We start from the raw sequence: 25,757 nt of genomic DNA, 5'->3' as shown, positions 1-25,757 counted from the left end.
GGTTGGACCTCAATGAACCTCAGCCTGAGCGACATCGCGCCACCCCTGCGCTGGACCTCCCCCGGCCAGGTAGCGCCGATCGCAACCGACCCCCGTCTCCCTGAGGCGTGGTGGCAGGCGCTTCCGCTCGACCGGGCCTGCACCACCATCGGGACCTCCGAGGTCGCGGGACGTCTGACCGATCTTGCCCTGACATGTTGGGGACATCTGATGCTCGGCGACGTCCTTCCCGTACTCAGGTTCGCCGACCCGGCTTCGAGCGTCCGCACGCCCGAGGGGCTCGGCCGCGAGATGGTGCACAAACTGTTCACCGGCGTACTGGAACGACTCCTTGAACCGGTCACCGAGGAGAGCGTCGCCAAGGTGCGCCCCTCCCGTCCCGACCGGCCGTTGCCCGAGTTGATCGACGAGCTCTTCGGCACGTTGGACGAACGGCAGCGGGCGATCGCCAGGGACCGGCTCTACGCCTCCCAGCGGGCCACGCTCGACGACCTGGCACAGCGGTTCTCGGTCACCAGGGAGCGCATCCGGCAGATCGAGCGCGACCTGCGCGACCACGTCGAGGCCTGGCTGGCGGGTGAGGACGCGGCGCCGCTGATCGCCCACGTCTCCTGGCTGCGGGGCCGGCTGGGCTCCGCCGTACCGGCCGACGACCTGGCCGCGGCGGTGCCGTGGCACCGCACCGAGCTGGCCACGCTGGGCATCCCCTCCTGGCGGTTCGTACGGACCCTGCTGAGCGGCTACGACCAGGTGGACGGCTGGCTGGTCGCCGGCGGCGCCGACGAGCTCAGGGAGAAGACCCGGCAGCTGTTCACCGACGGGCCGCGTCCCCTGGACGAGGCCGTCACGATGGTCAGCCAGCTCGGCATCCGCGAGGACGTGGCCGAGCGGTGGCTGATCGCCGTACCCCAGCTGAGGGTGCTGGAGGACCACGTGGTGCCGTGGCCCCGCAGCGTCAACGACAAGGCCCAGGCCGTGCTCGCGGTGGCCGGGAGCCCGCTGACCCCCGAGGAGATCCAGGAGCGCATCGGCGAGGACTACAGCCTCGTCGGCATCCGCAACCAGCTCACCGCCGACGACCGGTTCCTGCGGGTCGACCGGAACAAGTACGGGCTGTCGCGCTGGGGCGGCGAGCAGTACCTGGGCATCCGGGAGATGATCGTCCGGGAGATCGAACGGTCCAGCGGCGAGGCGTCGGTCAACACGATCGTCACGAACCTGACCGCCCGCTACGACGTGAGCGAGAGCTCGGTCCGCGCCTACGCGGGCGGACCCGGCTTCGAGCGCACCCAGCGCGGATGGATCCGGGTGGCCGGCGCCGAGCAGACCGACTACCACCCGCGCCGCGACGTCGCGTCGACCCGCCGCTGCTTCCGCAGTCGCGACGGGCGCTGGTGGCACCGGGTGGACGTCAACGCCGAGCACCTGCGCGGCTCGGGCTCTCCCCTGCCGACCGGCTTCGCGGCGCATCTCGGCATGGCCCCCGGCGGGCAGCTGACCGCCTCCACCCCCTCCGGCGACGTGGTGATCAGCTGGCACAACCAGCCGACCATGGGTTCCATCCGCCCGGTCCTGATCGCCGCCAACGCCGCCGAGGGGGATCACGTCTTCCTGACCGTGTCCGACGGCGGCGAGCTGCTGACCCGCTACCTTCCCGCCGCGTCCCCGGCCATCCCCGCCCTGAACCGGGCCCTGCACCTGATCGGGTACACCGCCCCCGTCGCCTCGGAGGCCGAGGGCGTCCGCCTGATCGGCGCCCGGATCGGCCTGTCCGACGGCTGCACCCGCGAGGAGGTCATCGCCCGCCTCCGCGATCGCGGCGACCGGGAGATCCTCGTCTTCCTGGAGGGTCCCGCCTGAAGAGAAGCGCCCACGGGAGAGCCGGAGGGCGCCGCTCCGGGAAAGTCCGGGGCGCGCCCGAAAGAACCGGAGCATCGCCCGAGAAGAACCGCCCTGGGCGAATAGGCTCGGGACATGCTGCGCCTGTATGACACGCGGAATCGCCAGGTTCAACAGATCGTCCCCGACGGGGCCCGGTCGCTGCGGATGTATACCTGCGGCCCGACCGTCTACAGGTACGCCCACGTGGGCAACCTCCGGTCGTACCTGCTGTCGGATCTGATCAGACGGGTCAGTGAGCGGCAGCGGGTCCGGGTGGTCGTCTGCCGCAACATCACCGATGTCGGGCACCTGGTGGACGACACCGAGCTCGACCCGGCCGGTGAGGACAAGGTCCAGGCCCAGGCGCGGGCCGAGGGGCGCACGGCGCTGGAGATCGCGCGGTTCTACGAGGACGCCTTCCTCGCGGACGCGGCCGCGCTCAACATGCGCCCGCCCGAGCACTCCCCCCGGGCCAGCGAGACGATGGACACGACGATCGAGCTGATCGCCAAGTTGATCGGGAAGGGACACGCCTACGCGGTCCCCGACGGATCGGTCTTCTTCGACGCCGCCTCCTTCCCGACCTACGGCGAGATCTCGGGCAACCGGCTCGACCAGCTGAGGCCCGGCCACCGCACCGAGGGTGTCGACCCCCGCAAGCGGTTCCACGCCGACTGGGCCCTGTGGAAGCCCTCGGACCGGGAGCTGACCTGGGAGACCCCGTGGGGCCGGGGCTTCCCCGGCTGGCACATCGAGTGCTCGGCGATGGCGCTGAAGTTCCTCGGCGAGCACATCGACCTGCACACCGGCGGGATCGACCTGCGCTTCCCGCACCACGAGGACGAGCGCGCCCAGTCCGACTCCGCCGCCGGACACGAGGTGGTGAAGCACTGGGTCCACGGCGAGCACCTGCTCTTCGACGGGCGCAAGATGTCCAAGTCCACCGGCAACGTGGTCCTGCTCCGGGACGTGGTGGACGAGGGCCTGGATCCGCTGGCCGTACGGCTGGCGTTCATGGAGCATCGCTACCGCCAGCAGATGAACCTCACCTGGGACACCCTGCGGGCCGCCGACAAGACCCTGCGACGCTGGCGCTCCCGCGTCGCCGAGTGGTCGGAGTTCCCCAGCCGTCCGATGCCCGCCGACCAGGTCTCCCTGATCGAGGCCGCCTTCGACGACGACCTCGACACCCCCCTGGCCCTTCGCCTCCTCCGCGAGCTGGAACGCGACGACTCGATCGCCCCCGGATCCCGGCTTGAGGCCTTCCTCCATCTCGACCAGATCCTCGGCCTGGACCTCTCCCTCGACATCGGCAGGTCCAGGAGCCTTCCCGCGGGCGCCGCCGAACTGCTGGAACAGCGCGAGCGGGCGCGCGAGGCCAGGGACTGGCCCGCCGCCGACCGCCTCCGCGACGAGCTGGCCGCCCTCGGCGTGAAGGTCGCCGACACCCCCGAGGGCCAGACCTGGTCGGCCTTCTGGGACTGACCCGGACGGCGGGCCGGACCCGGCCGAGCTTCCGGAGCCGCCCCAGACGAGAACCAGACCCGGTCGGCCTTCCGGGACCAACCCGGCTGATCTTCCGAAGCCGGCTCAAGGGGAGGGTCGTCCCAGGGCCGGATTCGACCGAGTTTCCGTTGCCGGCAACGGAGAGGCGGACGGGCGGCGGCGACCTTGTCGATCCAGCATGGAATGGTCATGTTTCCGCAGGTCGTAGGAGCAGATCGCGTCTAATGTCGGTGGCGGCCGATAGCGTCCCGATCATGAGCGAGAGCGGTGTTGTCGTACGGCCTGCCACGGTTGCGGACCTGGGAGGAGTAGTGGCCTGCAGTTCCGCGCTGTTCATCGAGGACGCCGGAGCCCACGACCTCACCCTGAACCTGGGCTGGCCTGCGGAGCACGGTCTGGCCCGGTTCACGAAGGCGCTGAGCGACCCGGACCGCCTGATGATGGTCGCCGAGGACGGCGACCAGATCATCGGTCACCTGACCGGCTCGCTGTCCGGCCCCAGCCTGATGCGGCCGCTCCTGGTGGCGACGCTGGGCAGCATCTATGTGCAGCCCGCCTATCGCGGCCAGAAGATCGGCGTCAATCTGGTGGAGGAGTTCAAGGCGTGGGCCCGCCGCCACGGGGCGCAGTACGCCGGAGTGACGGCATACGCCGGCAACGAGGGGGCCGTGCGCTTCTACGAGCGCAACGGCTTCGCCATGCGGTCAGTGGTCCTGGAGACCTCCCTTTGAGGTCTTCCCCGCCTTGAAGGGCAGAGCCCCCGCCCTGGACGTCCGGTCATCGCGACGCCGACCGGCCGGGAGCCGGAAAGCACATGCATCGGTTGACCTCGCTCGCGCTCATAGCGGTCAGCGCTCATAGCGGTCAGCGGTCAGCGGTCAGCGGTCAGCGGTCAGCGGTCAGCGGTCAGCGGTCAGCCGGATTCTCCCGCAGCCAGGCCAGGACCTGCTGGGCGTGCTCGTTCGGCGGGAAGACCGGGTAGAAGACGTGCTCGATCACACCGTTGCGGATGATCAGTGTGAGCCTTCTGTAGAGCGTCATCCCGTCCGCCTCGAACGTCGGCAGGTTCAGCTCGTCGGCCAGGCGCAGTCCGAGGTCGGAGAGCATCGCGAACGGCAGGTGGAGGCGCTCGACGACCTCTCGCTGGTATTCGTCGTCCTGACTGGACAGACCGAACACCCGAACCGCGCCGGCGGCGACCAGCTCCCCGTGGTGGTCACGGAAGTCGCAGGCCTCGGTGGTGCAGCCGCGGGCTCCGGGGATGTCGTTCCATCCTTGCGGCAGGTCGCCGTCCGGACGGCCGGTCAGCGGATAGATGTAGATAACTGAACGGCCCGAGCCCAGCGCGTCGAGGGCGACCGACTCGCCCGCCGTACCGAGCAGCTCGACATGGGGCGCCCGGCGGCCCGGGAGGTGGTCCGCCGCTCCGTCGTCCTCGGGGACGGGCAGATCCGCGGGGAGTTCGTACAGGTTGCTCATAAGACTGCCTCTTCCGTCAGTGATCCTCTCCAGGTCTATCCGATTTTCCGGGCCTGCCCAATTCGACGGCGAGCCGTTCCCGGATGTCCGAGACTCCCGGATGTCCGAGACTCCCGGATGCCCGAGACTCCCGGATGCCCGAGACTCCCGGATGCCCGAGACTCCCGGATGTCCGAGATTCCCGAGAGGCCCATCCCGGGTCGCCGAGGCGGAGTCCCAAGATGAGCACCGCACGGCCTGAAGACGGAGACCACAGATGTTCACAGGTGTTCAATGACCCAATGAAGAACATCGCCCCCACCGGGGCTCAGCACACCATCGCCGCCGACGGTTTCCAGGCGATCCTCACCGAGCTCGGGGCCGGTCTCAGGAGCCTCACCGTGAACGGCCGGCCGCTCGTCGTCGACTATCCCGAGGACCTGTCCCCGGTCGGCGGGGCGGGGCTGCCGCTGCTTCCCTGGCCGAACCGGATCGAGGACGGCCGCTACACGTTCGACGGCGAGGACAGGCAGCTCGCGCTGACCGAGCCCAAGACCGGCAACGCGATCCACGGCTTCTCCCGGTCTCATTCCTGGCAGGTCCTCTCCCACGACGCCGCCTCCATCAGGCTCGGCCTGCGGCTGTTCCCCCAGACCGGTTACCCGCACATCCTCGACCTCTCCATCCTGTACACGTTGAGCGGCTCCGGCCTGGAGGTCGAGGTGGCCGCGGAGAACGTCGGCGACACCGTCGCGCCGTACGGTTTCGGCGCCCACCCCTATCTCACCCTCGGCACCCTCGATGACGCCGTTCTGGAGCTTCCCGCCGCCCAGTGGCTCGCGGTGAACGACCGGAAGATTCCCACCGGCCGCCGGGATGTCGAGGGGACCGAGTACGACTTCCGAACCGCCCGCCCGATCGGTGAGCTGGAGCTCGACACCGCGTTCACCGGGCTGGAGCGCGGCGCCGACGGGCTGCTGCGGGTCAGCCTCCGCACCGCGGACGGAACCCGCGGGGTCGAGCTGTGGGCGGGCGACGGGATCGACTGGCTCCAGCTCTACACCGGCGACACCCTCCCCGACGGGTATCGCCGCAGGGGGCTCGCGGTGGAGCCGATGAGCTGCCCGCCGAACGCCTTCCGCACCGGCGAGGACGTCATCCGGCTGGCCCCCGGGGACCGCGTCGCTCACCGCTGGGGAATCGGCCCGATCCCGTCGGCGGAAGAGATCATCTGAGTCAGGCGCGCGCCGTGCCCAGCGGCATCGACCAGGTCAGCGACAGGGAGCCCCATACGTCGTATTTCGGCGAATGCCAGTACGGTGTCGGGGCCCCGGAGGTGCTGCCAAACTTGCTGGGACATGTCGTGTAGGAGGTTTTTGTGAGGTTCCGTCCGTATGCCTGGATGCCCCGACCGCTCAAGTGGCTCTCTCGAATGGTCACCGTCCTGGTGGTATTCGGACTGATCCTCGCGGGAGCCGGCATCTGGACCGTACGGGCATCCTTTCCCCAGCTCGAGGGCGAGCTCAAGGTGGCCGGCCTGACGGGAAAAGTAACCGTCTACCGCGACAAAACAGGAATCCCACATATCTATGCGGACTCCCCCAACGACCTGTTCATCGCCCAGGGCTACGTGCACGCGCAGGACCGGTTCTTTGAGATGGACTTCCGCCGCCATGTGACGGCCGGCCGGTTGTCGGAGATGTTCGGCTCGGCGACGCTGCCCGAGGACAAGGTCATCCGTACCATGGGCTGGCGGAAGGTGGCCGAGGAAGAGCTGCCTCTGCTCAGCGAGCAGACCCGGCTCTACCTGGACGCCTACGCCAAGGGCGTCAACGCGTGGATGGGGCAGAACAAGGGCTTCGCCGGCAAGAGTCTCGAATACGCGATCCTGCAGTTCACCGCCGCCGGCTACGAGCCCGAGCCGTGGACCCCGGTCGACTCGATCGCCTGGCTCAAGGCCATGGCCTGGGACCTGCGTTCCAACATGGAGGACGAGATCGGCAGGGCGCTCGCGGCGAGCAAGCTGCCGCGCGGCCGGGTGGAGCAGCTCTGGCCCGGCTACCCCTTCGACACCCGCCAGCCGATCGTCACCCGAGGTTCGGTCACCGAGCGTGGATTCGACCAGTCCGAGGAGCCGGTGAAGACCGTCGCGAACACGGGAACGGGAACCGGCACAGGAACGAGACTCGGAACGGGAACGAACACGGGCACGGGCACGGGTACGGGCACGGGAACCGGCACGGGCAGGGATACGGGAACAGGTACGGGAACCGACACGGGCACGGGCACGGGTACAGGTACGAATGCGAGCACGGAGACGAACACCGGCGTGACCGTGGGCGCGTTGACCAGGGCGGCCGAGGCCATGCGCGTGGTGCCGAGCCTGATGGGCGACTCCGAGGACGGCAGCGGCATCGGCTCGAACTCGTGGGTGGTCAGCGGAAAGCACACCACGTCGGGCAAGCCCCTGCTCGCCAACGACCCTCACCTGTCGGGCGGCATGCCCTCGGTCTGGTACCAGACCGGGCTGCACTGCCGTACGAAGAGCGCCAAGTGCCCGTTCGACGTCACCGGGTTCACCTTCTCCGGTGTGCCGGGCGTGATCATCGGCCACAACGACAAGATCTCCTGGGGTTTCACCAACCTCGCCCCCGACGTCACCGACCTGTATCTGGAGCGGTTGAGGGACGACTCCTTCCTGTTCATGGGCAACTGGAAGCCGCTCGTCACCAGGATCGAGACCATCAAGGTGGCCGGGCATGAGCCGGTCGAGCTCAAGGTCCGCGAGACCATGCACGGGCCGATCATCTCCGACGTCATGTCGGACGTGAAGGACACGTTGCCGGGCACGGCCAAGATCTTCAACGCGGAGGCCGACGCGGTGGCGCTCAAGTGGACGGCGCTGGACCCGGGCAGCACCGTTGACGCGATCTTCGCGCTCGACACCGCGCAGGACTGGCAGCAGTTCCGGGCGGCGGCGAGCAAGTTCGACGTGCCCGCGCAGAACCTGATCTACGCCGACACCGAGGGCAACATCGGCTACCAGGCCCCCGGCAAGATCCCGGTCCGGACCCGGGGCGACGGCACCTGGCCGGTGCCGGGCTGGACCGGCGAGTACTCCTGGCAGTCCACGATCCCCTTCGACGAACTGCCCAGCGTCTACAACCCGCCGGAGGGCTACATCGTGACCGCCAACAACGCGGTCATCGACCCCGAGCGCTACCCGCACATGCTCACCAAGGACTGGTCGTACGGCTACCGCTCCCAGCGCATCCTGGACCGTCTCCAGGAGGCGCTGAAGAAGGGCAAGGTGGACGCCACGACGATGAGCGACGTGCAGCAGGACACCCGGAACGACTTCGCCCCCTTCCTGGTGCCCAAGCTGATGGACGTCAAGGTGGCCGGGCCCTCCGAGGACGCCCGCAGGCTTCTGGACGGCTGGGACTACTCCCAGGACGCGGATTCGGGTCCGGCGGCGTACTTCAACGCCGTCTGGCGGCACCTGCTCATCGAGACGTTCAACGACGACCTGCCGGAAAACGCCTGGCCCGGCGGCGGCGGCCGCTGGTTCGAGGTGGTCCGCGTCATGCTGGACAGAAGCGACGACGCGTTCTGGGACGACACGCGGACCTCGATCAAGGAGACCCGCGACGACATGCTGCGGCGGGCCATGGCCGCGGCCTACGACGAGCTGAGCGCTCGTCTCGGCCCGGACGTCAAGGCCTGGCGCTGGGGCGACCTGCACTCGCTGAAGCTCGTCAACCAGAGTTTCGGCACCTCGGGGATCGCCCCGGTCGAGTGGCTGTTCAACCGGGGTCCGTTCCCGGTGGGGGGCGGCAAGGACGCGGTCAACGCCACGAGCTGGGACCCCCAGCAGGACTACACGGTGACCTCGCTGCCGTCCATGCGCATGATCGTGGACCTCGCGGACCTGGACAAGTCCCAGTGGATCAACCTGACCGGCGCCTCCGGCCATGCCTTCCACGACAACTACTGGGACCAGGCACCGCTCTGGGCGAGCGGGAAGACCACCCCGATGCTCGCCCGCGAGGAGTCGATCAAAAAGGCGGCCGCCCACACCCTGACCCTCACCCCGTGAGAGCACGGGTCGCACCGCCACGGTGAGCGAGGGTCACGGAGACGCTCGTTCACGCGGTGACGGTGCGGGAGGGCCGACGCTCGTTCGCGACACGGTGACGGTGCGGGAGGGCCGACGCTCGTTCGCGACGTGGCGGTGGGAGGTCACGCGCCCTGGTCGGACCGCCGCCGGGGAACGGGGACCCGGGTGAGGTCACGGGCGACGACGACCTCCCCCGGGAAGTGGGAGTGGGCCTCGTCGAGGAACCTCTGCTCGTCGTCGGCGTCGTAGCGCTCGGAGAAGTGGGTGAGCACCAGGCGGCGCACCCCCGACTCGGCTGCGACCCGGGCGGCCTGGCCGGCGGTGAGGTGACCGTACTCCTCGGCGAGCCTGGCCTCGGCGGACAGGAACGTCGACTCGATGACGAGCAGGTCGACGCCTTCGGCGAGGGCGAAGGCGTTGTCGCACAGCCGGGTGTCCATGACAAACGCGGCGCTCTGCCCGGGGCGCGGGCGGCTGCACTCCTCCAGGGTGACGGTGGCGCCTTCGACGGTGACCGTTCCTTCGCGCTGGAGTTCACTGATGAGCGGCCCGTGGACGCCGCGGGCGCGCAGTCGCTCGGGGATCATCTGGCGCCCGTCCGGTTCGTCGAGGCGGTAACCGTACGCGGGGACGGGGTGGGAGAGCGGGCGCGCGGTGAGGGTGACGGGCCCGGCGGGCAGGCGCACGACCTCGCCGTCGAGCGGGTGCTCGACGATGTCCGCGGTGTCGTGGAAGACGGTGGCGTGGCGCAGCCGCCGCCAGTAGGCCTGCCCGCTCAGTGGATAGGCGGCCCCGACCCGGTGCCCGACGCCGTCGCGAGAGATCCGCTGGACGATTCCCGGCACGCCGAGACAGTGGTCCCCGTGCAGGTGCGTGACGCAGATCCAGGTGATGTCGCCGGCGCTGACCCTCGCGTGGGTCATCTGCCGCTGCGTGCCCTCCCCCGGGTCGAACAGGAAACCGGCTCCGTCCCAGAGCAGCAGATATCCGTTCTGGTTGCGGTGGCGAGTGGGCACCGCGCTCGATGTGCCGAGGATGACGAGTTCGCGAGAAGACACGGTCGCCATGTTAGGAGTGGTGACCTTCGGCGTGCTGCCGGCTCCGCCGGAGGGCTCGGTCATGTGGACGCCATGTTAGGAGTGGTGACCTTCGGCGTGGCGCCGGCCCCGCCGGAGGGCTCGGTCGAGGTGGACGACCACCGGGCGGGACCGGTGATCGTCGCCTCCCTACCGGGAGGCTCTTCTCGCCCGGCGCCACCACGGCGACTTCCGGGAGTAGTTTCCGTCCTCCAGGTTCGCCAGCCGCTCGAAGAGGTTCCATGCGGCCCGGTCCCAGCAGATCAGCATGGAGACGGCCATCGCGACGAGATAGAGAATCAGCATCGGCAGGCCCACGCAGAGCATGTACTGGGAGGCGTGCCGATCCTCGTGCCTGAGCAGGCTCCCGGTGAGAAAGCCCTCCTCGTACTTGGTCAGCACCACGTTGCCGACGGTGAACGCCCTGGCGATTGGGAACCGGAAGCGGTAACCGTACGCCAGGATCAACCCCTCGGGTCCCGCCGTCACCCGGGCGTGGCCGAGGCGTGCCACCAGCAGCCCCAGTGGCGTGGACAGGTTCGCGTAGTTGAGGGCCCGCCGCACCCGATGCACCCGCCGCATACCGCAAATTGTGCGCTCATCCGGTCACCGTGCGCCAGCGGTCCGGCCCACCCGCTCCGACTTCACACGGACCGGGCCCGCTCCACGCGACTACGGACCGGGGCACTCCACCCGACCACGGGCCGGGCCGCTCCATGCGACTACGGACGGGGTCACTCCGCCCGGCTACGGCGAATGCGGTTCGGCTGAGCGACGACCGTACGAGTGCCTGGTGAGCAGCCATGACTCGCCGCCCGCGGAGGGCGAGAGCAGCACGCCCGCCAGGATCCCGGCCAGACCGCCGTAGAGGTAGACGTAGCCGGAGAGGTCATTGGCGATGATCACATCGCCCTCCGGGCGGTTGGCGAGCCAGATCATCGTGATCACCATCCACCCCGCCGCGGGCGCCAGGGCGGCCAGCTTTCCGCCCATCATCCGGCCCGCGCCGTAACAGACCGCGAACAGCGCGGCGACCCAGCCGATGGCCGAGACCGGGACGGGCCAGATGTACCACGAGTGCTGGAACCCGCCGAGGACGCCCATCAGGAGTCCGAGCAGGACAAGCACGGCGTACGCCGCGACGGTGATCGCCGTCGTCACTGAAGGTTTCTCCGCCACCGGGACCTGCTCCGTCACAAGCACCGAGGCTAGTCGATCCCCGCGAAGAGGTCGTCTTCACGGTCATAGGGCTCGCCGAGGCCTCCCACCTCGATCGACGCTCCCGGACCGGCGGGCCCCCGGACCCCGGCGCGGAGGATGAAGTGCTCCACCCCGAACGCCCGCTGGCCGGCGTTGTTGGACAGGGCGAACCACGGCGGATCCACCGTGATCTGGGTGGCGTGCGCCCGCATCGCGCCGAACTTCTCACCGATGTGGGCTCGGCCGTCGATCTCGGTGGTGACGTCCTGGTCCGCGCAGCCGAACGGCAGGTCGCCGACCTCCTCGACGAAGAAGCCGGCCCCTCTCTCGCGCAGCGCCTTCTCGTCCCCGCGCATCACCGACATGGGCACGGCCGTGAAGTAGAACTTGGCGATCCGCCACGGCTCACCCTCGCCGAACTCCGGGTCGGCGGCCAGCTCGAAGGCCCGCCAGGAGACGCGGTGAGCCTGGATGTGGTCGGGGTGGCCGTAGAAGCCGTTCTTGTCATAGGTGATGAGAACCTGGGGCCGCACCTCACGGATGATCTTCACCAGCTCCCCCGCGGCCTCGTCCAGGTCGGCCTGCCAGAAGGCGGTGTCGCGGTCGTTGGAGGCGACGCCCATCATCCCGGAGTCGCGCCAGCGGCCGGGACCGCCCAGGAAACGATGGTCGGCGACGCCGAGCGCCTCGCAGGCGGCGGTGAGCTCGCCGATGCGGTGCTTGCCCAGGGTGTCGTCCCGGTCGGCGGTCAGATGCGCCAGCTCCGGGGGGATGACCTCGCCCTCCTCGCCGAGCGTGCAGGTGACGAGCACGACGTGGGCCCCCTCCGCGGCGTATTTGGCCATGGTGGCCCCGCTGCCGATCGTCTCGTCGTCGGGGTGCGCGTGCACGAGCATCAGGCGCCGATCGGTCATCGAGTTCCTTCTGTGTGGAGACCCGGGTTTCGACCCCGGGGAACCCCAGGCTCCGGCCGTGGGGAGGGTGTCAGGCGTTTGAGGATATCCGTGACCTGGTGTACAGCGTGAGACGGACCGCCCCGAACGCCCGGGTGCGTCCCCCGCGAAACTCCTTTTTCAGCTCCTTGAGCCTCGGGTCGTTCTCCCACGTGGTGCCGCGCAGGCGGGGCGAGACCAGCCACACCCGGGTGGAGCGGGCGCCGGGCTCCACCAGCTTGCCGTACGGCTCGCCGTACACGGCGACGAACAACCGGTATTTCACCGGCACGTAGAGCACCGCGTCTCCCGGCCGCTGCTCGGCGCTCAGCACCGCCGCCAGGGTCCGCAGGTCGTCGGGGCGGGCGTCGGGTGCGCGGACGGCCAGGTGGGCGCTCGCCGAGAGTACGGCCAGGGCCGTGAAGACGGCCAGGCCCACGGGAGTACGGCGCGCCGCGGCCAGGCCCGCTCCGGCCAGGAGGGCGAGGGCGGGGATCACGAATAAGACGTAACGCGCGTTGTAGATCGGGTAGACCTGGGAGATCGCGAACGACAGCGCCACCGGGAGGATCAGCCACGGGAGCGCCACCGAGGCCAGGAGCGCTCCTCCGGCCCCCGTTCCCGGCGGCGCCCCAGCGCCAGCGTTTGGATCCGGCTCCGGCAGCACATCCACACCGGTCCTCGGTCCCGCCCCCGGCAACGCGTCCACACCGACGCTCGGACCCGTTCCCGGCGGCGCCCCAGCGCCGGTGCTCGCGCTCGTGCGGGGACGCGCACCGGCCCGGAGCGCCCACCAGGTTCCGAGCAGGGCGAGGACAAGCAGCAGGCCGAGGAACAGCATCGGCAGGGACGTGGCGTCCCACGCCTTCGGGCCACCCGCGAGCTCCACCCCGAAGGTTCCCAGATCGGCCAGGCCGGGGACCTTGAGCCAGAAGAGCTGCTCGTCGCGCTGCCCCGACGCGATGAGCGCGAGGGGCACGAGCAGCACTCCCGCCCCGACCATCGAGGCCAGCCACGGGATGATCTCCGAGCGCCTGCGCAGGAGGATCGTGACGGCGTGGGCGGGCACCAGGAGCAGCGCGTAGAGGTGGAACCAGCCGAGCAGCGCGATCAGCAGGCCGTACCCGAGATACCGTGACCGCCGCTCACCGAGCAGGACCCAGGTGGCCGCGACCGCCACCGCGCTGACCAGGGCGTAGCTCCGCGCCTCCTGGCCGTAGCGACTGACCATGGGCAGCACCGCGTAGACCAGCCCGGCGAACATGCCCACCTGCGGCGTGGCCACCCTCCGCCCGATGGCCACGATCCCGAACGTCGCCCCGGCGACCGCGAGCGCCGAGGGCAGCCGGGCCGCGAGCTCCCCGCCGAAGGCCGCGAACGGCCGGAGCAGCAGATAGTAGAGCGCGTGCACGGCGTCGATCTTGTCGAGCAGCTTCCACAGCTCGTCAAACGACATGGTCGCCGCCATCACGCTCACCGACTCGTCCCGCCAGAAGGACGGGATGCCGATCCTCCAGAGGACGAACACGAACGCCAGTGCGGCGAGCGCTCCCGGGGAGCGGGCAATTCGCGCGATAAGGGTCACTTGCCCAAGCTTCCCCCATGTTTTGACCATCCGAGCGCCACCCCCGGAAAATCCGGGACGCGGCCCGGGCTGGCAAGATGGCTGGTATGAGTGACAGCTTTCCTCGTCTGCACGCCAGGACCCGCCGATTCACCCTGGGGGTACCGCGTGGTTTCACCATCGCCCCCGCCGGCGACCGCATCGTCTTCCTCCGGACGAAGGGCGGCTCCGACCCGGTCACCTGCCTGTGGGAGTTCGACGTTCTCAGCGGCCAGGAGCGGCTGATCGTCGACCCGCGGGCCCTGTCCGCGGACGAGGAGGACCTGCCGGCCGAGGAGCGGGCCCGCCGCGAGCGCAGCAGGGAACAGGCCGGCGGCATCGTCGGCTACAGCACCGACGCCGGGGTGACCGCGGCGGTCTTCGCGCTCTCCGGCAGCCTCTACACCGTCGACCTGAAGACCAAGTACGTGCGGCTGCTGAAGACGCCGGGGTCGGTGATCGACCCGCGGATGTCCCCCACCGGCGTCCACGTCGGCTACGTGAGCGGCGGAGCGTTCCACATCCAGGATCTTGAGGACGAGGTGGACCACGTGCTGGCCCGCCCCGAGGCGCCCGGGGTCACCTACGGCCTGGCGGAGTTCATCGCCGCCGAGGAGATGGACCGCATGCGGGGCTACTGGTGGTCCCCGTCCGGCGACGCGGTGCTGGTCGAGCGGGCCGACGAGTCGCCGGTCCAGCAGTGGTACATCGCCGACCCGGCCAACCCCTCCCGCCCCGCCGTCGAACAGCGCTACCCCGCCGCGGGCACGGCGAACGCCACGGTCGAGCTGTTCGTCCTGACCCTGAGCGGCTCCCGCATCCCCGTTCCCTTCGAGGACGAATACCTGGTCAACGCCACCTGGGACGCCCACGGCCTGTCGATCGTCACCATGTCACGCGACCAGAAGAGCCTGCGGCTGCTCACCGTCGACCCGGCCACCGGGAGTTCCACCGTCGTCCGCCAGGACACCGACGCCGCGTGGGTCGACATCGCCACCGGCGTGCCCGGCCACCTGTCCGACGGCACCCTGGTCTGGGTGGCCGCCGTCGACGGCGGCCACCGCCTGATCATCGGCGACCAGCCCGTCACGCCGCCCACCCTCCAGGTCCGCGAGGTTCTCGACGTCGACGGCGACGCCGTGCTCTTCCGCGCCAGCGGCGAGCCCACCGAGATCGCCCTGTGGGCCTACAGGAACGGCCGGATCACCCTGGTCAGCCCGGCCGAGGGCGGCGTCTACAACGGCCACACGGCGGGCGGCACCCTCGTGGTCACCGGCCAGACCCTCCACAGCGAGGGCTCGACCGCGCATGTCTCCCACAACGGCACGCCCCGGGGCAACATCGTCTCCCACGCCGAACGGCCCGGCCTGGACCTGAGGGTCTCCCTGATCCGCGCGGGCGAGCGCGACCTGTCCACCGCCGTGCTCTTCCCCTCGGGACACGTGCCCGGCTCCGCGAAACTGCCGGTCCTCATGGACCCGTACGGCGGGCCGCACGCCCAGCGCGTCCTGTCCGCCTCGGGCGCCTACCTGACCAGCCAGTGGTTCGCCGACCAGGGCTTCGCGGTGATCGTGGCCGACGGTCGCGGCACCCCTGGCCGCGGTCCCGAGTTCGAGCGGGCCGTCCTGCACGACCTGGCCTCCCCGGTCCTGGAGGACCAGGTGGACGCCCTCCACGGTGCCGCCGCGCAGTTCCCCGACGACCTGGACCTGTCCCGGGTCGGCATCCGGGGCTGGTCCTTCGGCGGATTCCTGGCCGCGCTGGCCGTCTTCCGCCGTCCCGACGTGTTCCACGCGGCCGTCGCGGGGGCCCCGGTGACCGACTGGCGCCTTTACGACACCTGCTACACCGAGCGCTACCTCGGCCACCCCGACGAGGGCCACTACGACTCCTCGTCGCTCTTCGCCGACGCCGAGAAACTGGACCGCCCCCTCCTGCTGATCCACGGCCTGGCCGACGACAACGTGGTCGCCGCGCACACCCTGCGTCTGTCCTCGACCCTGCTGGCGGCGGGCCGTCCGCACAACGTCCTGCCGCTGTCCGGCGTCACCCACATGACCCCTCAGGAGGTCGTGGCCGAGAACCTGCTCCTGCTCCAGGTCGACTTCCTCAAGAAGTCCCTGGCCTGAACCGACGGGGCCCGGTGCCGGCGGCTTGAGAGGCGGTCCCCGATCTCAAGGCGCCGGAGACCCGGCCGGAAGAACCTCCGGCCTGAAACGGCGGGGGGACGGCTCCGGAGGTCCGGCGCCGTCCTCCCGGCACAGTGGTTCCCGCCCCACCTCGACGTCCTGGGCCGGCACGGGGCTTTCCCACGCGTATCGCCTCTCAGCTCACCGGCTCGACATCCGGGCCGGTACGAGGCTTTCCACGCGTATCGCCCCTCAGCTCACCGGCTCGACGTTCTCGGCCGGTACGGGGCTTTCCCGCGTGGATCGCCCCTCAGCTCACTATCTCGGGCCCGACTTCAGCCTCTTCATCATCCTGTGGCCGAGCCTGTCGCTGTGCTTTCCGTCCTTGCCTCCGCGCTTCTCCTCGCCTGCCCTGCCCTCGTGCTTCCTGTCGCCCGGCTTGTCCGCGCCGGCCAGAGGCGCGTGCTTCCCGCCTGGCCGAGCCTCGCCTGCTCTGCCCTCGTGGCGGCCCTCGTGCTTCCTGTCACCCGGCTTGTCCACGCGGCCCAGAGGGGCGTGCTTCCTGCCCGAACGGTCCTGGCCTGCCCTACCCTCGTGCTTCTTGTTGCCCGCCCTGTCCGCACCGGCCTGAGCCGCATGCTTCCTGCCCGAACGGTCCTGGCCTGCTCTGCCCTCGTGCTTCTTGTTGTCCGCCCTGTTGGCGCCGGCCGGACCCGCGTCCTCCTTCCTGCCCGCCGCGTTCGCGCCGGACGGACCCGCCTTCCCCTGCTTGCCCGCCGCGTCGGCGCCGCCCGGAGCCGGGGAGGACTCCCCGGCGACGCCACCCTCTCCGCCTGGAGCCGCGTTCTGGCCTCCCGGATCCGCGTCCTTCCTGTCGCCGGCCGCGTCCTTGCCCGCCGCGCCCGTATTCCCCGGCTTCCCAGGCCGGCCATCCCGGTGACCTCGGCGATCCCCGTCATCCTGGTGACCTTGATGGCCCCTTCCCGGGCCGGGTGCCGCCGCGACCGCGGAGAAGGACACGCCGGCGGACGGGAGCGAGCACAAGCAGGTGACACCGGAGGTCGCGTGGGCCAGCGGTCCCGCGGTGGAGGCCACGGCGACGCCCCCGTAGGACATGACGGGGACGACGACAAAAGCACCCATCAGAAGCTTGCCCAGCGCCGCACGTCGGCGGGGACCCGCGCGGTCCACGACGGGCTCGATCAATTCAGGTGACATGAGAAGTGACACCCCTTTCGATTCAGTCTCGTGACTACATGCATTTGACTGACTACTGTCAGCAATGGCCACTGTAGCCGTCGAAGACCGTTTCGAGCCGCAAGGGGAGCCGTCGTCACCGGCGGCGCGTGAACATGCCACGGCGCGGCGCCGTCCCCCGTGAACGCGCCACGCCGTGCCCTGGGCACCGCCCTCACCCGTCCGCGCGGCGCCGCGCCACGCCGTGCCACGGGTCCCGCTTCACCACCCCGCACCACGCGGTGCCATGCCCCGTCTCAACCGCCCGCGCGGCGCCGTGCCACCGGCGAGCGCCGCCTTACTTGGAGGTGCCGTGCCAGCTGCTCCACAGGGCGGCGTAGGACCCTCCGGCGGCGACGAGCTCGTCGTGGGAGCCGAGCTCGCTGATCCGGCCGTCCTCGACCACCGCGACCCGGTCGGCGTCGTGTGCCGTGTAGAGGCGGTGGGCGATGGCGATCACCGTACGGCCTTCGAGGACGGCCGCCAGGGATCGCTCCAGGTGGCGGGCGGCCCGGGGGTCGATCAGCGAGGTGGCCTCGTCGAGGACGAGGGTGTGCGGGTCCGCCAGGACCAGCCGGGCCAGGGCGGCCTGCTGCGCCTGGGCGGCGGAGATCGACTCACCGCCGGAGCCGACGACCGTGTCCAGCCCCTCGGGCAGTGCCTCGACCCATCCCCAGGCGTCCACGGCCTCCAGCGCCGCACGGATCTGGGCCTCGTCCGCCTCGGGACGGGCGATCAGCAGGTTTTCGCGCAGGGTGCCCCGGAAGATGTGGTGCTCCTGGGTCACCAGGGCGACGTGACCTCGCAGGTCGTCCAGCGGGAGCTCGACCAGCGAGGTGCCGCCGACCGTGACCGAGCCGGTGCGCGGGCCGTGGATGCCCGCGAGCAGGCGGCCCAGCGTGGACTTGCCCGCGCCGGACGGGCCCACCATGGCCAGCCGCTCCCCCGGCTTGACCACAAGATCGATGCCGTGCAGCACGTCATGGCCCTCCCGGTAGGCGTAGCGGACGCCGTCGGCCTCCAGCTCCTCGCCGTCGGGGACGCCGGAGCCGGCCTCGCGGTCGTCAGGCACCTCGGCGACGCCCAGCAGACGGGCCATGGAGGCCCCGCCGACCTGGAGCTCGTCGATCCACATGAGCAGCCGGTCGAGCGGGTCGATGAGCTGCTGCACGTACAGCGTGGCCGTGGTGACCTGGGCGATCGTGACCCAGCCCTCGATGTAGAACATGCCACCGATGACCAGCGTCGCCACGATCGGGATCACGTAGCCGAGCTCGACCGTGGGAAACCAGATCGTGCGGAGCCCGAGGGTGTAGCGTTCGGCCGCCCAGGACCGGGAGATGTCGGTGTCGGTACGGCGGTGCCGCCGCTCCTGCAGGCCCAGGGCCTCCACGGCGCGAGCGCCGCTGACCGTCTCGGCCAGCCCGTCCGTCATGTCCGCGTAGGCGGCGCTCTCCCGCAGATACCCGTCCCTGGCCCGCTTGAGGTACCACCGGGTGGAGATCCACAGGATCGGAACGGCCAGCAGCGAGGGCAGGGCGAGCAACGGTCCCACGATCAGCAGTGCCCCGACGGTGATCACACAGGTGACCAACGCGATCATCGTCTCCGGTACGGCGTGCCGTACGGTGCGCGACAGCGAGTCCACGTCCCGCGAGGTCCGGGTGATCAGGTCACCGGATCCGGCGCGCTCGACCGTGGACAGCGGCAGGCCGAGCACCCGGCCGACAAATTCCTGGCGCAGCTCGGCGAGGACCTTCTCGCCCAGCTTGGAGGAGGCGTAGACGGCGAACCTGACCAGCACCGCCTGGGCGGCCAGGAAGCCGCCGATGCCCAGCGACACCCCGGTGACGTCGACCCCGGTGCCCGCCTGGACTCCCTCGACGAGCCCGCCCAGCAGCCACGGAGCGGCCAGGCCCGCGACGGCGGCCAGGCCGTGCAGGCCCAGCGCGATCGACAGGTCCCGGGGATACTTCAGTGTGAGCCTGCGTGCATAGGCTCGGACCTGCGCCTGGTCGGCGACCGGCAGAATCTGCTTGCTCATGCGATCACCTCTCCTGGCGACTCGGTCTTCGATGTGTTCCCCGACCCGGTTCCAGGGCCGGTCTGCGGCTTTGTTCCGGGACCGACTCTCAGCCCGGTCCGTGGCTTGGTTCGTGGCCCGGGCCCCGCGTTCACGCGTTCGCGGGGCCCGTTGGCTCGCCCGCTCACGCGTCGGCGCCGCGGGTGACGACGGCGGTGTAGGCCGGCTCGGTGGCCAGCAGCTCCCTGTGCGTGCCCTGAGCCTGCACGACGCCGTCCCTGACGTAGATCACGTAGTCGGTCCGGTCGAGCACCAGCGGGCTGGTCGTGCAGACCAGCGTGGTCCTGCCCGCGCGGGCCTTGACCAGCCGGTCCGCGATGCGCGCCTCGCTGTGGGCGTCCACCGCGCTGGTGGGCTCGATGAGGATGAGCACCTCCGGGTCGGCGGTCAGCGCCCTGGCGAGCCGGAGCCGCTGCTGCTGGCCGCCGGAGAACTCCCGGCCCGCCTCGGCGACGTGCCCGTCGAGGCCGTCGGGCAGCGCGTCGACGATGTCCTCCGCGCACGCGATGTACAGCGCGTCGGCGATGTCCTGGGCGGAGGCCTCACCGGTGACGTCCAGCTCGTCCCTGAGCACTCCGGCGAACAGCTTGGCGTCGTTGTCGGCCACCAGGATCCGGCGGCGGACCTCGGCGATCGGCAGGGTGTCCAGCGGCACGTCGCCGAAGTCCACGTCGCCGTCGCTGTAGCGGCCGAGCCGGTCGGCGATCGCGATGCCCTCCTCGGGCACGGCCGCCACGACGGCGGTGAACACGCCGGGGCGGACCGCCACCCCGGAGGCCACGTCGCGCAGCAGACCGCCGCCGGATTCGCCGGAGCCGCCCTGCACCTCGGGCTCCAGCTCGAGGATCCGGATCACCCGGCGGGCGGCGACATGTCCCTTGGTCATCTTGTCGGCCGCCTCGGTGAGCGTCCGCAGAGGGGCGATCAGGAAGGCCGCGTAGCCGTAGAAGGAGACGAGCTGGCCGATGGTGATCTGGTCCCGTATCGCGAAGGTCGCGGCGAGCCAGGTCACCCCCGCGATCAGCAGGCCCGGCAGCAGGATCTGCGCGCCCTCCAGCGTCGACTCGGCCGAGGCCACCCGCACGCCCGCGTGCCGCACTTTCTGGGACTCCGCGGTGTAGCGGTCGGCGAAGACCTGCTCGCCGCCGATGCCGCGCAGCACGCGCAGGCCCGCGACGATGTCGGCGGCTCGGGTGGAGAGGTCGCCCTGCAGGTCGCGGTAGGCGTGCTGGCGCCTGTGCAGCGGCCTGAGCAGGGGCGCGACGGCGACGGTCATGAGCGGCACGCCGATCAGCACCGTCAGGCCCAGCGGCAGCGAGGTCCTGATCATGATGACGGTCACCACGACGATGGCGACGATCGCCCCGATGCCCCGGAGCAGGATGTCCATCGCGTTGCCGATGTGGGCGATGTCGGAGTTGCCGATGCTGACCACCTCGCCGGTGGACATGCGCTTGGGCAGGGTCGCGCCCAGGCGGGTCGACTGCCTGACGGTGACCTGGACGGTCCTGTAGGCGGCGTTCAGCCAGTTGTAGACGGCCATCCGATGCCGGAGGGTGCCGGTGACCGCCTGCACGATTCCCAGGCCGAACAGCGCCGCGCCCCAGGTGATCAGAGCTGACATGTCCTCGGCCTTGATGGCGTCGATGCCCTTGCCCATGGTGACGGGGACGAGTGCCATCGCGAGCCACCACACGATGGCGTAGGTGATACCGACAAGCAGGGAGCCCGCCTGCTTGCGGGCCACCCAGCGCAGGTACCGGAACGGACTTCGGGCGTCTGGAGTGCCGGGATCCGCGGCAGGTAGGGAGCGCATAGCTTTACCAGGCTGACAAACCCTGCCCTGATCAAGCAAACCATTTTCGGTGGTGACGGCGGGATTGACAGCCTCGCCGTGTCAACCTATGTTGACATCTATGAGCGATACGGCACAGCTGGCCTCCGACGCCGGCAGCCGCGATCCGGCCGTCGGCCTGCGGGCCGTACGGGCGTTGCGGATGCTGGTCGACCGGCTCGAGGCCCTTCAGGTGGAGAACGCCAGGGACCAGGGCTGGTCCTGGCAGGAGATCGCCAACTGTTTGGAAGTCACCCGGCAAGCGGTGCACAAGAAGTACGCGGGCGGCCGGGGCCTGCTGCGACGGGAGAGATAGCCATGTTCGAACGGTTCCATCACGATGCCCGGCAGGCGGTCGTTCTCGCCCAGGAGAACGCCCGGGAGCTCCATCACGACTTCATCGGCACCGAGCACATCCTCCTCGGCCTGCTCGCCCAGCCGGAAGCTCTCTCGGCCCGCGTGCTGGGCCGGCACGGCCTCGACCACGACCGGGCCCGCCAGAGCGTCGTCCGCCTCGTCGGGCAGAAGCCGGAGGACGCCCTCGACGCCGACGCCCTCGAATCGATCGGCATCGACCTGTCGGCGATCCGCGAGAAGGTCGAGGCCGCCTTCGGCCCCGGCGCCCTGGACCGCAAACCCCGGACCAACCGGCGGGGCCACCTGCTCAGCGGCCACGTTCCCTTCAGCTCGCGGGCCAAGAAAGTTCTGGAACTGTCCCTGCGCGAGGCGATCAACCTCAAGCACAAGCACATCGCCGACGGCCACCTTCTGCTCGGCATCCTCCGCGAGGGCGAGGGCCTGGCCTCCCGCGTCATCGCCGACGCGGGCATCGACTCCGCGGCCCTCCGCCGGGAGACCGTCTCCGAACTCGGCTGATCCCGGCTCCGCCCGCCGGAGCCGGGATCAGCCCCTCACCCACCGGAGCCGGTGCCCGCCCGTCAGTCACCGGCCAGAGCCTCGGCCTCCGCGTGCAGTGCCTCGACGAGAACCAACTCCAACAGGAGGTCCTTGTCCCCCAAGGCCTCGGGTGCTTCCATGACCCCTCCTCGCGGAGAAGACGCCCTGTCCGCATCCCGGGGCTACGGCCATATCAAAAAGGGCTCAAACAACAAAGACCCTCCGCCCGAACTGGACGGAGACCCCTCGACATGTCTCAGGTCCTGCCAGGACGCAGGACATCCTTCAGGCGGGCAGCCGACACGTCCCGCTCCTGGATCCTCGGGGTCCGGCGGCCCCGCTCAGCCCTCCTGGACACGGAGTACGGGCACGTGGGTGATGGGAAAGTTCACCGAGCGGGCGATGAAACACACCGCGTGCACATCGCCGTGCAGCGCGCGGGCCTTCTCCACCATCGACGCGTCGGCGACCGTCACCTCGGGGCGCAGGACGACCTCGGTGATCTGGCCTCCTCCGCCGCTCTCGTCCATCGCCATGACCCCGTGGGCGTGGTCCTCGTACTCGGTGACGACGACCCCGCCGACGGCACAGAGGTGGAGGTACCAGAGCATGTGGCACTGGGCGACGGAGGCCACGAGCAGTTCCTCGGGATTCCAGCGCGCGGGGTCGCCGCGGAAGGCGGGGTCCGAGGAGGCGGCGATCGCGGCCTTGCCGTCCGCCAGCACCTCGTGGTCACGGCTGAAGGACCGGTAGCCGTCCGTGCCCGATCCGAGGTTGCCCGTCCACTCGACCGTGACGTCGTAGGCGTGCGTTGTCGTCATGGATCAGAGCGTAGAGCGCTCCGAAGATCGGTACTGCGAGGCATGTCACGATGCCGCTCCGCGGACCGCGGGGAGGTCCGTCCTCGCTCCGGCAGGCCGCGGGCCGTGCCTCCTGGATGGAGGTACGGCCCGCGCGGCGGTTACCTGGAGGCTCTGAGGTAGTCGCGGTTCATCTGGGCGATGGTGTCCAGCGAGATGCCCTTGGGGCAGACCGCGGTGCACTCCCCGGTGTTGGTGCAGCCGCCGAAACCCTCGGCGTCCATCTGCTCGACCATGGCCTTGGCACGCGAGTCGCGCTCGGGCTGGCCCTGCGGGAGGAGGCTGAGATGGGTGATCTTGGCTGCGGTGAAGAGGGAGGCCGAGCCGTTCGGGCAGGCGGCGACGCAGGCTCCGCAGCCGATGCAGGTGGCCGCGTCGAACGCCGAGTCCGCGTCGTCCTTCTTCACGGGGATGCTGTGGGCGTCGGGGGCCGATCCGGCCGGGACGGAGACGAAGCCGCCGGCCTGGATGATCCGGTCGAACGAGGAGCGGTCCACGACCAGGTCCTTCACCACCGGGAAGGGCGCGGCGCGCCACGGCTCGATGGTGATGACCGCGTTGTCCTCGAAGTGCCGCATGTGCAGCTGGCAGGTGGTGGTCGCCACCTGCTCACCGTGGGCGACGCCGTTGATGACCATGCCGCACATGCCGCAGATGCCCTCGCGGCAGTCGTGGTCGAACGCGATCGGGTCGTCGCCCTCCAGGATGAGCCGCTCGTTGAGCACGTCGAGCATCTCCAGGAAGGACATGTCGGGAGACACGTTCTCGACCCCGTAGGTGACCATACGGCCCTTGTCCTGGGGACTGCTCTGACGCCAGACCTTGAGGGTGAGGTTCATACCCATGGTTCGCTTACCACTCCTCATTCGCTGCACGGATCGCTCGTTCCTCGCGAGCCGTTCCGCTCACTGCGTCGGGCGCACTCACTTATAACTCCGCTGGCTCATCTTGACGTACTCGTAGTCGAGGTCTTCCTTGTGCAGGACCGGGCCCTGCTCGCCGTACTCCCAGGCCGCGACGTAGGCGAAGTGCTCGTCGTCACGCAGGGCCTCGCCGTCCGCGTCCTGCGACTCGGCGCGGAAGTGGCCGCCGCACGACTCGGTGCGGTGCAGCGCGTCGATGCACATGAGCTCGGCCAGGTCGAAGAAGTCGGCCACCCGGCCGGCCCGCTCCAGCGCCTGGTTGAGCTCGTCGGCCTCGCCGGACACCTTCACGTTCTTCCAGAACTCCTCGCGAAGCTCCGGAATCCGCTCCAGCGCCTTGCGCAGCGACTCCTCGGTGCGTTCCATGCCACAGTAGTCCCACATGAGCTTGCCCAGCTCGCGGTGGTAGGAGTCGGCGGTGCGGTTGCCGTTGGTCGCCAGCAGCCTGGCGATCTTGTCTCGGACCGCGATCTCGGCCTCGGCCACGGCCTCCTCGTCGACCTCCCCGTAGGGGCCGTTCGCGAGGTAGTCCCCGATCGTGGTCGGGAGCACGAAGTAGCCGTCGGCGAGTCCCTGCATCAGCGCGGACGCGCCGAGGCGGTTGGCCCCGTGGTCGGAGAAGTTGGCCTCGCCGATCACGAACAGGCCGGGGATCGTGGACTGCAGGTCGTAGTCCACCCACAGGCCGCCCATCGTGTAGTGCACGGCCGGGTAGATGCGCATCGGCTGGGTGTAGGGGTCCTCGCCGGTGATGCGCTCGTACATCTCGAAGAGGTTGCCGTACTTCTCCTCCACCGCGGCGCGGCCCAGACGCTTGATCGCGTCGGCGAAGTCGAGGTAGACGCCCAGGCCGCCGGGGCCGACGCCGCGGCCCTCGTCGCAGACGTTCTTGGCGGCGCGGGAGGCGATGTCACGCGGGACCAGGTTGCCGAACGCCGGGTAGATGCGCTCCAGATAGTAGTCGCGCTCCTCCTCGGGGATCTCCGAGGAGGGCCGGGCGTCGCCCCTCTCGACCGGCACCCACACCCGGCCGTCGTTGCGCAGCGACTCCGACATGAGGGTCAGCTTCGACTGGTAGTCGCCGCTGACCGGGATGCAGGTCGGGTGGATCTGGGTGTAGCAGGGGTTGGCGAACATCGCGCCGCGCCGGTGCGCCCGCCAGATCGCCGTGGTGTTGCAGCCCTTGGCGTTGGTGGACAGGAAAAACACGTTGCCGTAGCCGCCGCTGGCCATCACGACCGCGTCGGCCAGATGCCGCTCGATCTCGCCGGTGACCATGTCACGGACGATCACGCCGCGCGCCCGGCCGTCGGAGATGATCAGGTCGAGCATCTCGTGGCGGGTGTGCATCTTCACGGTCCCGGCCGCGATCTGCCGCTCCAGCGCCTGGTAGGCGCCGAGCAGCAGCTGCTGGCCCGTCTGACCTCGGGCGTAGAAGGTCCTGGAGACCTGCGCGCCGCCGAAGGAGCGCGTGTCGAGCAGGCCGCCGTACTCACGGGCGAACGGCACGCCCTGGGCCACGGCCTGGTCGATGATGTTCGCGCTGACCTGGGCGAGCCGGTAGACGTTGGACTCCCGGGCGCGGAAGTCGCCCCCCTTGACGGTGTCGTAGAACAACCGGTGGACCGAGTCGCCGTCGCCGCGGTAGTTCTTGGCCGCGTTGATGCCGCCCTGGGCCGCGATGGAGTGGGCGCGGCGGGGCGAGTCCTGGTAGCAGAACGACGTGACGTTGTAGCCGAGCTCGCCGAGGGTCGCGGCGGCCGAGCCGCCGGCCAGGCCGGTGCCGATGACGATGACGTTGAGCTTGCGCTTGTTGGCGGGGTTGACCAGCTTGGCGCCGAACTTGCGCTTCTCCCAGCGGTCCTCGATCGGACCGTCGGGAGCCTTGGTGTCGCGGATCGGTTCGCCTTCGGTGTACTGCGTAATCATCGTTCGCTCACCACTCCTCATTCGCTACGCGGAAGGCTTGCTTCGCCGCGCCTGCCACTGCGCTCACTGCGTCGGGCTCACTCACAGTGA

20 protein-coding genes are annotated in these 25,757 nt (G+C 70.0%); 8 read left to right on the top strand and 12 right to left on the bottom strand.

Annotation, left to right across the window (positions count from 1 at the left end):
- The first annotated feature begins 12 nt into the window (after positions 1-12).
- The 3 genes from CHC08_RS35830 to CHC08_RS35820 all read left to right on the top strand — a co-directional run bounded on the left by CHC08_RS35830 (position 13) and on the right by CHC08_RS35820 (position 4,118).
- On the top strand, positions 13-1,860 hold the full coding sequence (locus CHC08_RS35830) for a sigma factor-like helix-turn-helix DNA-binding protein (protein WP_089211826.1): 1,848 nt from the start codon (positions 13-15) through the stop codon (positions 1,858-1,860).
- 114 nt (positions 1,861-1,974) lie between these two features.
- Positions 1,975-3,366 (top strand): cysteine--tRNA ligase, encoded by a 1,392-nt coding sequence (gene cysS, locus CHC08_RS35825; protein WP_089211825.1) that lies wholly within the window; start codon positions 1,975-1,977, stop codon positions 3,364-3,366.
- Between the two features lie 275 nt (positions 3,367-3,641).
- Complete coding sequence (locus CHC08_RS35820; protein WP_179282398.1) at positions 3,642-4,118, top strand: GNAT family N-acetyltransferase; 477 nt, start codon at positions 3,642-3,644, stop codon at positions 4,116-4,118.
- Between the two features lie 175 nt (positions 4,119-4,293).
- On the opposite strand, the gene CHC08_RS35815 is transcribed toward CHC08_RS35820, so the two are convergent.
- The gene (locus tag CHC08_RS35815) at positions 4,294-4,866 is read right to left on the bottom strand and encodes a peroxiredoxin (protein ID WP_089211823.1); all 573 of its coding nucleotides are present in this window, start codon (positions 4,864-4,866) and stop codon (positions 4,294-4,296) included.
- A gap of 281 nt (positions 4,867-5,147) precedes the next feature.
- On the opposite strand from CHC08_RS35815, the gene CHC08_RS35810 reads away from it, so the two are divergent.
- Both CHC08_RS35810 and CHC08_RS35805 read left to right on the top strand, forming a co-directional pair.
- Positions 5,148-6,080 carry an aldose 1-epimerase family protein gene (locus CHC08_RS35810; RefSeq protein WP_089211822.1) on the top strand — a complete coding sequence of 311 codons (933 nt, stop codon included), beginning with the start codon at positions 5,148-5,150 and terminating at the stop codon, positions 6,078-6,080.
- Between the two features lie 143 nt (positions 6,081-6,223).
- Positions 6,224-8,944, top strand: coding sequence for a penicillin acylase family protein (locus tag CHC08_RS35805; RefSeq protein ID WP_143653475.1), 2,721 nt, complete (start codon positions 6,224-6,226; stop codon positions 8,942-8,944).
- A gap of 143 nt (positions 8,945-9,087) precedes the next feature.
- Here CHC08_RS35805 and CHC08_RS35800 read toward each other — a convergent pair whose 3' ends face one another.
- The 5 genes from CHC08_RS35800 to CHC08_RS35780 form a co-directional block, all read right to left on the bottom strand.
- The gene (locus tag CHC08_RS35800) at positions 9,088-10,023 is read right to left on the bottom strand and encodes a ribonuclease Z (protein ID WP_089211870.1); all 936 of its coding nucleotides are present in this window, start codon (positions 10,021-10,023) and stop codon (positions 9,088-9,090) included.
- 168 nt (positions 10,024-10,191) lie between these two features.
- Positions 10,192-10,623: a hypothetical protein gene (locus CHC08_RS35795; RefSeq protein WP_089211820.1), complete on the bottom strand. Its 432-nt coding sequence runs from the start codon at positions 10,621-10,623 to the stop codon at positions 10,192-10,194.
- 165 nt (positions 10,624-10,788) lie between these two features.
- On the bottom strand, positions 10,789-11,238 hold the full coding sequence (locus CHC08_RS35790; protein WP_089211819.1) for a DUF6113 family protein: 450 nt from the start codon (positions 11,236-11,238) through the stop codon (positions 10,789-10,791).
- 11 nt (positions 11,239-11,249) lie between these two features.
- Entirely contained in the window at positions 11,250-12,155 is a 906-nt protein-coding gene (gene mshB, locus CHC08_RS35785; protein ID WP_089211818.1) for an N-acetyl-1-D-myo-inositol-2-amino-2-deoxy-alpha-D-glucopyranoside deacetylase, read from the bottom strand.
- A 70-nt stretch (positions 12,156-12,225) separates the two neighbouring features.
- Positions 12,226-13,758 carry a glycosyltransferase family 39 protein gene (locus CHC08_RS35780; RefSeq protein ID WP_179282397.1) on the bottom strand — a complete coding sequence of 511 codons (1,533 nt, stop codon included), beginning with the start codon at positions 13,756-13,758 and terminating at the stop codon, positions 12,226-12,228.
- An 86-nt stretch (positions 13,759-13,844) separates the two neighbouring features.
- Between CHC08_RS35780 and CHC08_RS35775 the strand changes: the two genes are divergently transcribed.
- Complete coding sequence (locus CHC08_RS35775) at positions 13,845-15,905, top strand: S9 family peptidase (RefSeq protein WP_179282396.1); 2,061 nt, start codon at positions 13,845-13,847, stop codon at positions 15,903-15,905.
- Positions 15,906-16,223: 318 nt separating this feature from the next.
- Here CHC08_RS35775 and CHC08_RS35770 read toward each other — a convergent pair whose 3' ends face one another.
- The 3 genes from CHC08_RS35770 to CHC08_RS35760 all read right to left on the bottom strand — a co-directional run bounded on the left by CHC08_RS35770 (position 16,224) and on the right by CHC08_RS35760 (position 21,040).
- Positions 16,224-17,123 carry a hypothetical protein gene (locus tag CHC08_RS35770; protein WP_143653474.1) on the bottom strand — a complete coding sequence of 300 codons (900 nt, stop codon included), beginning with the start codon at positions 17,121-17,123 and terminating at the stop codon, positions 16,224-16,226.
- A 316-nt stretch (positions 17,124-17,439) separates the two neighbouring features.
- Positions 17,440-19,185: an ABC transporter ATP-binding protein gene (locus CHC08_RS35765; RefSeq protein ID WP_089211814.1), complete on the bottom strand. Its 1,746-nt coding sequence runs from the start codon at positions 19,183-19,185 to the stop codon at positions 17,440-17,442.
- Positions 19,186-19,348: 163 nt separating this feature from the next.
- Positions 19,349-21,040: an ABC transporter transmembrane domain-containing protein gene (locus CHC08_RS35760; protein ID WP_089211813.1), complete on the bottom strand. Its 1,692-nt coding sequence runs from the start codon at positions 21,038-21,040 to the stop codon at positions 19,349-19,351.
- 100 nt (positions 21,041-21,140) lie between these two features.
- Here CHC08_RS35760 and CHC08_RS35755 point away from each other — a divergent pair, with 100 nt between their 5' ends.
- Positions 21,141-21,374, top strand: a complete 234-nt coding sequence (locus tag CHC08_RS35755) for an RNA polymerase subunit sigma-70 (protein ID WP_089211812.1) — start codon at positions 21,141-21,143, stop codon at positions 21,372-21,374.
- A 2-nt stretch (positions 21,375-21,376) separates the two neighbouring features.
- The gene (locus CHC08_RS35750; RefSeq protein ID WP_089211811.1) at positions 21,377-21,934 is read left to right on the top strand and encodes a Clp protease N-terminal domain-containing protein; all 558 of its coding nucleotides are present in this window, start codon (positions 21,377-21,379) and stop codon (positions 21,932-21,934) included.
- Positions 21,935-22,296: 362 nt separating this feature from the next.
- Here the strand turns inward: CHC08_RS35750 and CHC08_RS35745 are convergent, their stop codons facing one another.
- From CHC08_RS35745 to CHC08_RS35735, 3 genes are all read right to left on the bottom strand, one after another.
- Positions 22,297-22,776, bottom strand: a complete 480-nt coding sequence (locus CHC08_RS35745; RefSeq protein WP_089211810.1) for an OsmC family protein — start codon at positions 22,774-22,776, stop codon at positions 22,297-22,299.
- Positions 22,777-22,916: 140 nt separating this feature from the next.
- Complete coding sequence (locus CHC08_RS35740; protein ID WP_089211809.1) at positions 22,917-23,654, bottom strand: succinate dehydrogenase/fumarate reductase iron-sulfur subunit; 738 nt, start codon at positions 23,652-23,654, stop codon at positions 22,917-22,919.
- Between the two features lie 84 nt (positions 23,655-23,738).
- Entirely contained in the window at positions 23,739-25,667 is a 1,929-nt protein-coding gene (locus tag CHC08_RS35735) for a fumarate reductase/succinate dehydrogenase flavoprotein subunit (protein WP_089211808.1), read from the bottom strand.
- Positions 25,668-25,757 lie beyond the last annotated feature (90 nt).

The organism is Streptosporangium subroseum (genome assembly GCF_900188345.1).
GTDB classification, from domain to species: domain Bacteria; phylum Actinomycetota; class Actinomycetes; order Streptosporangiales; family Streptosporangiaceae; genus Streptosporangium; species Streptosporangium subroseum.
The sequence above is the reverse complement of the archived record's forward strand: the minus strand, read 5'-3'. Positions and strand labels throughout refer to the sequence as shown.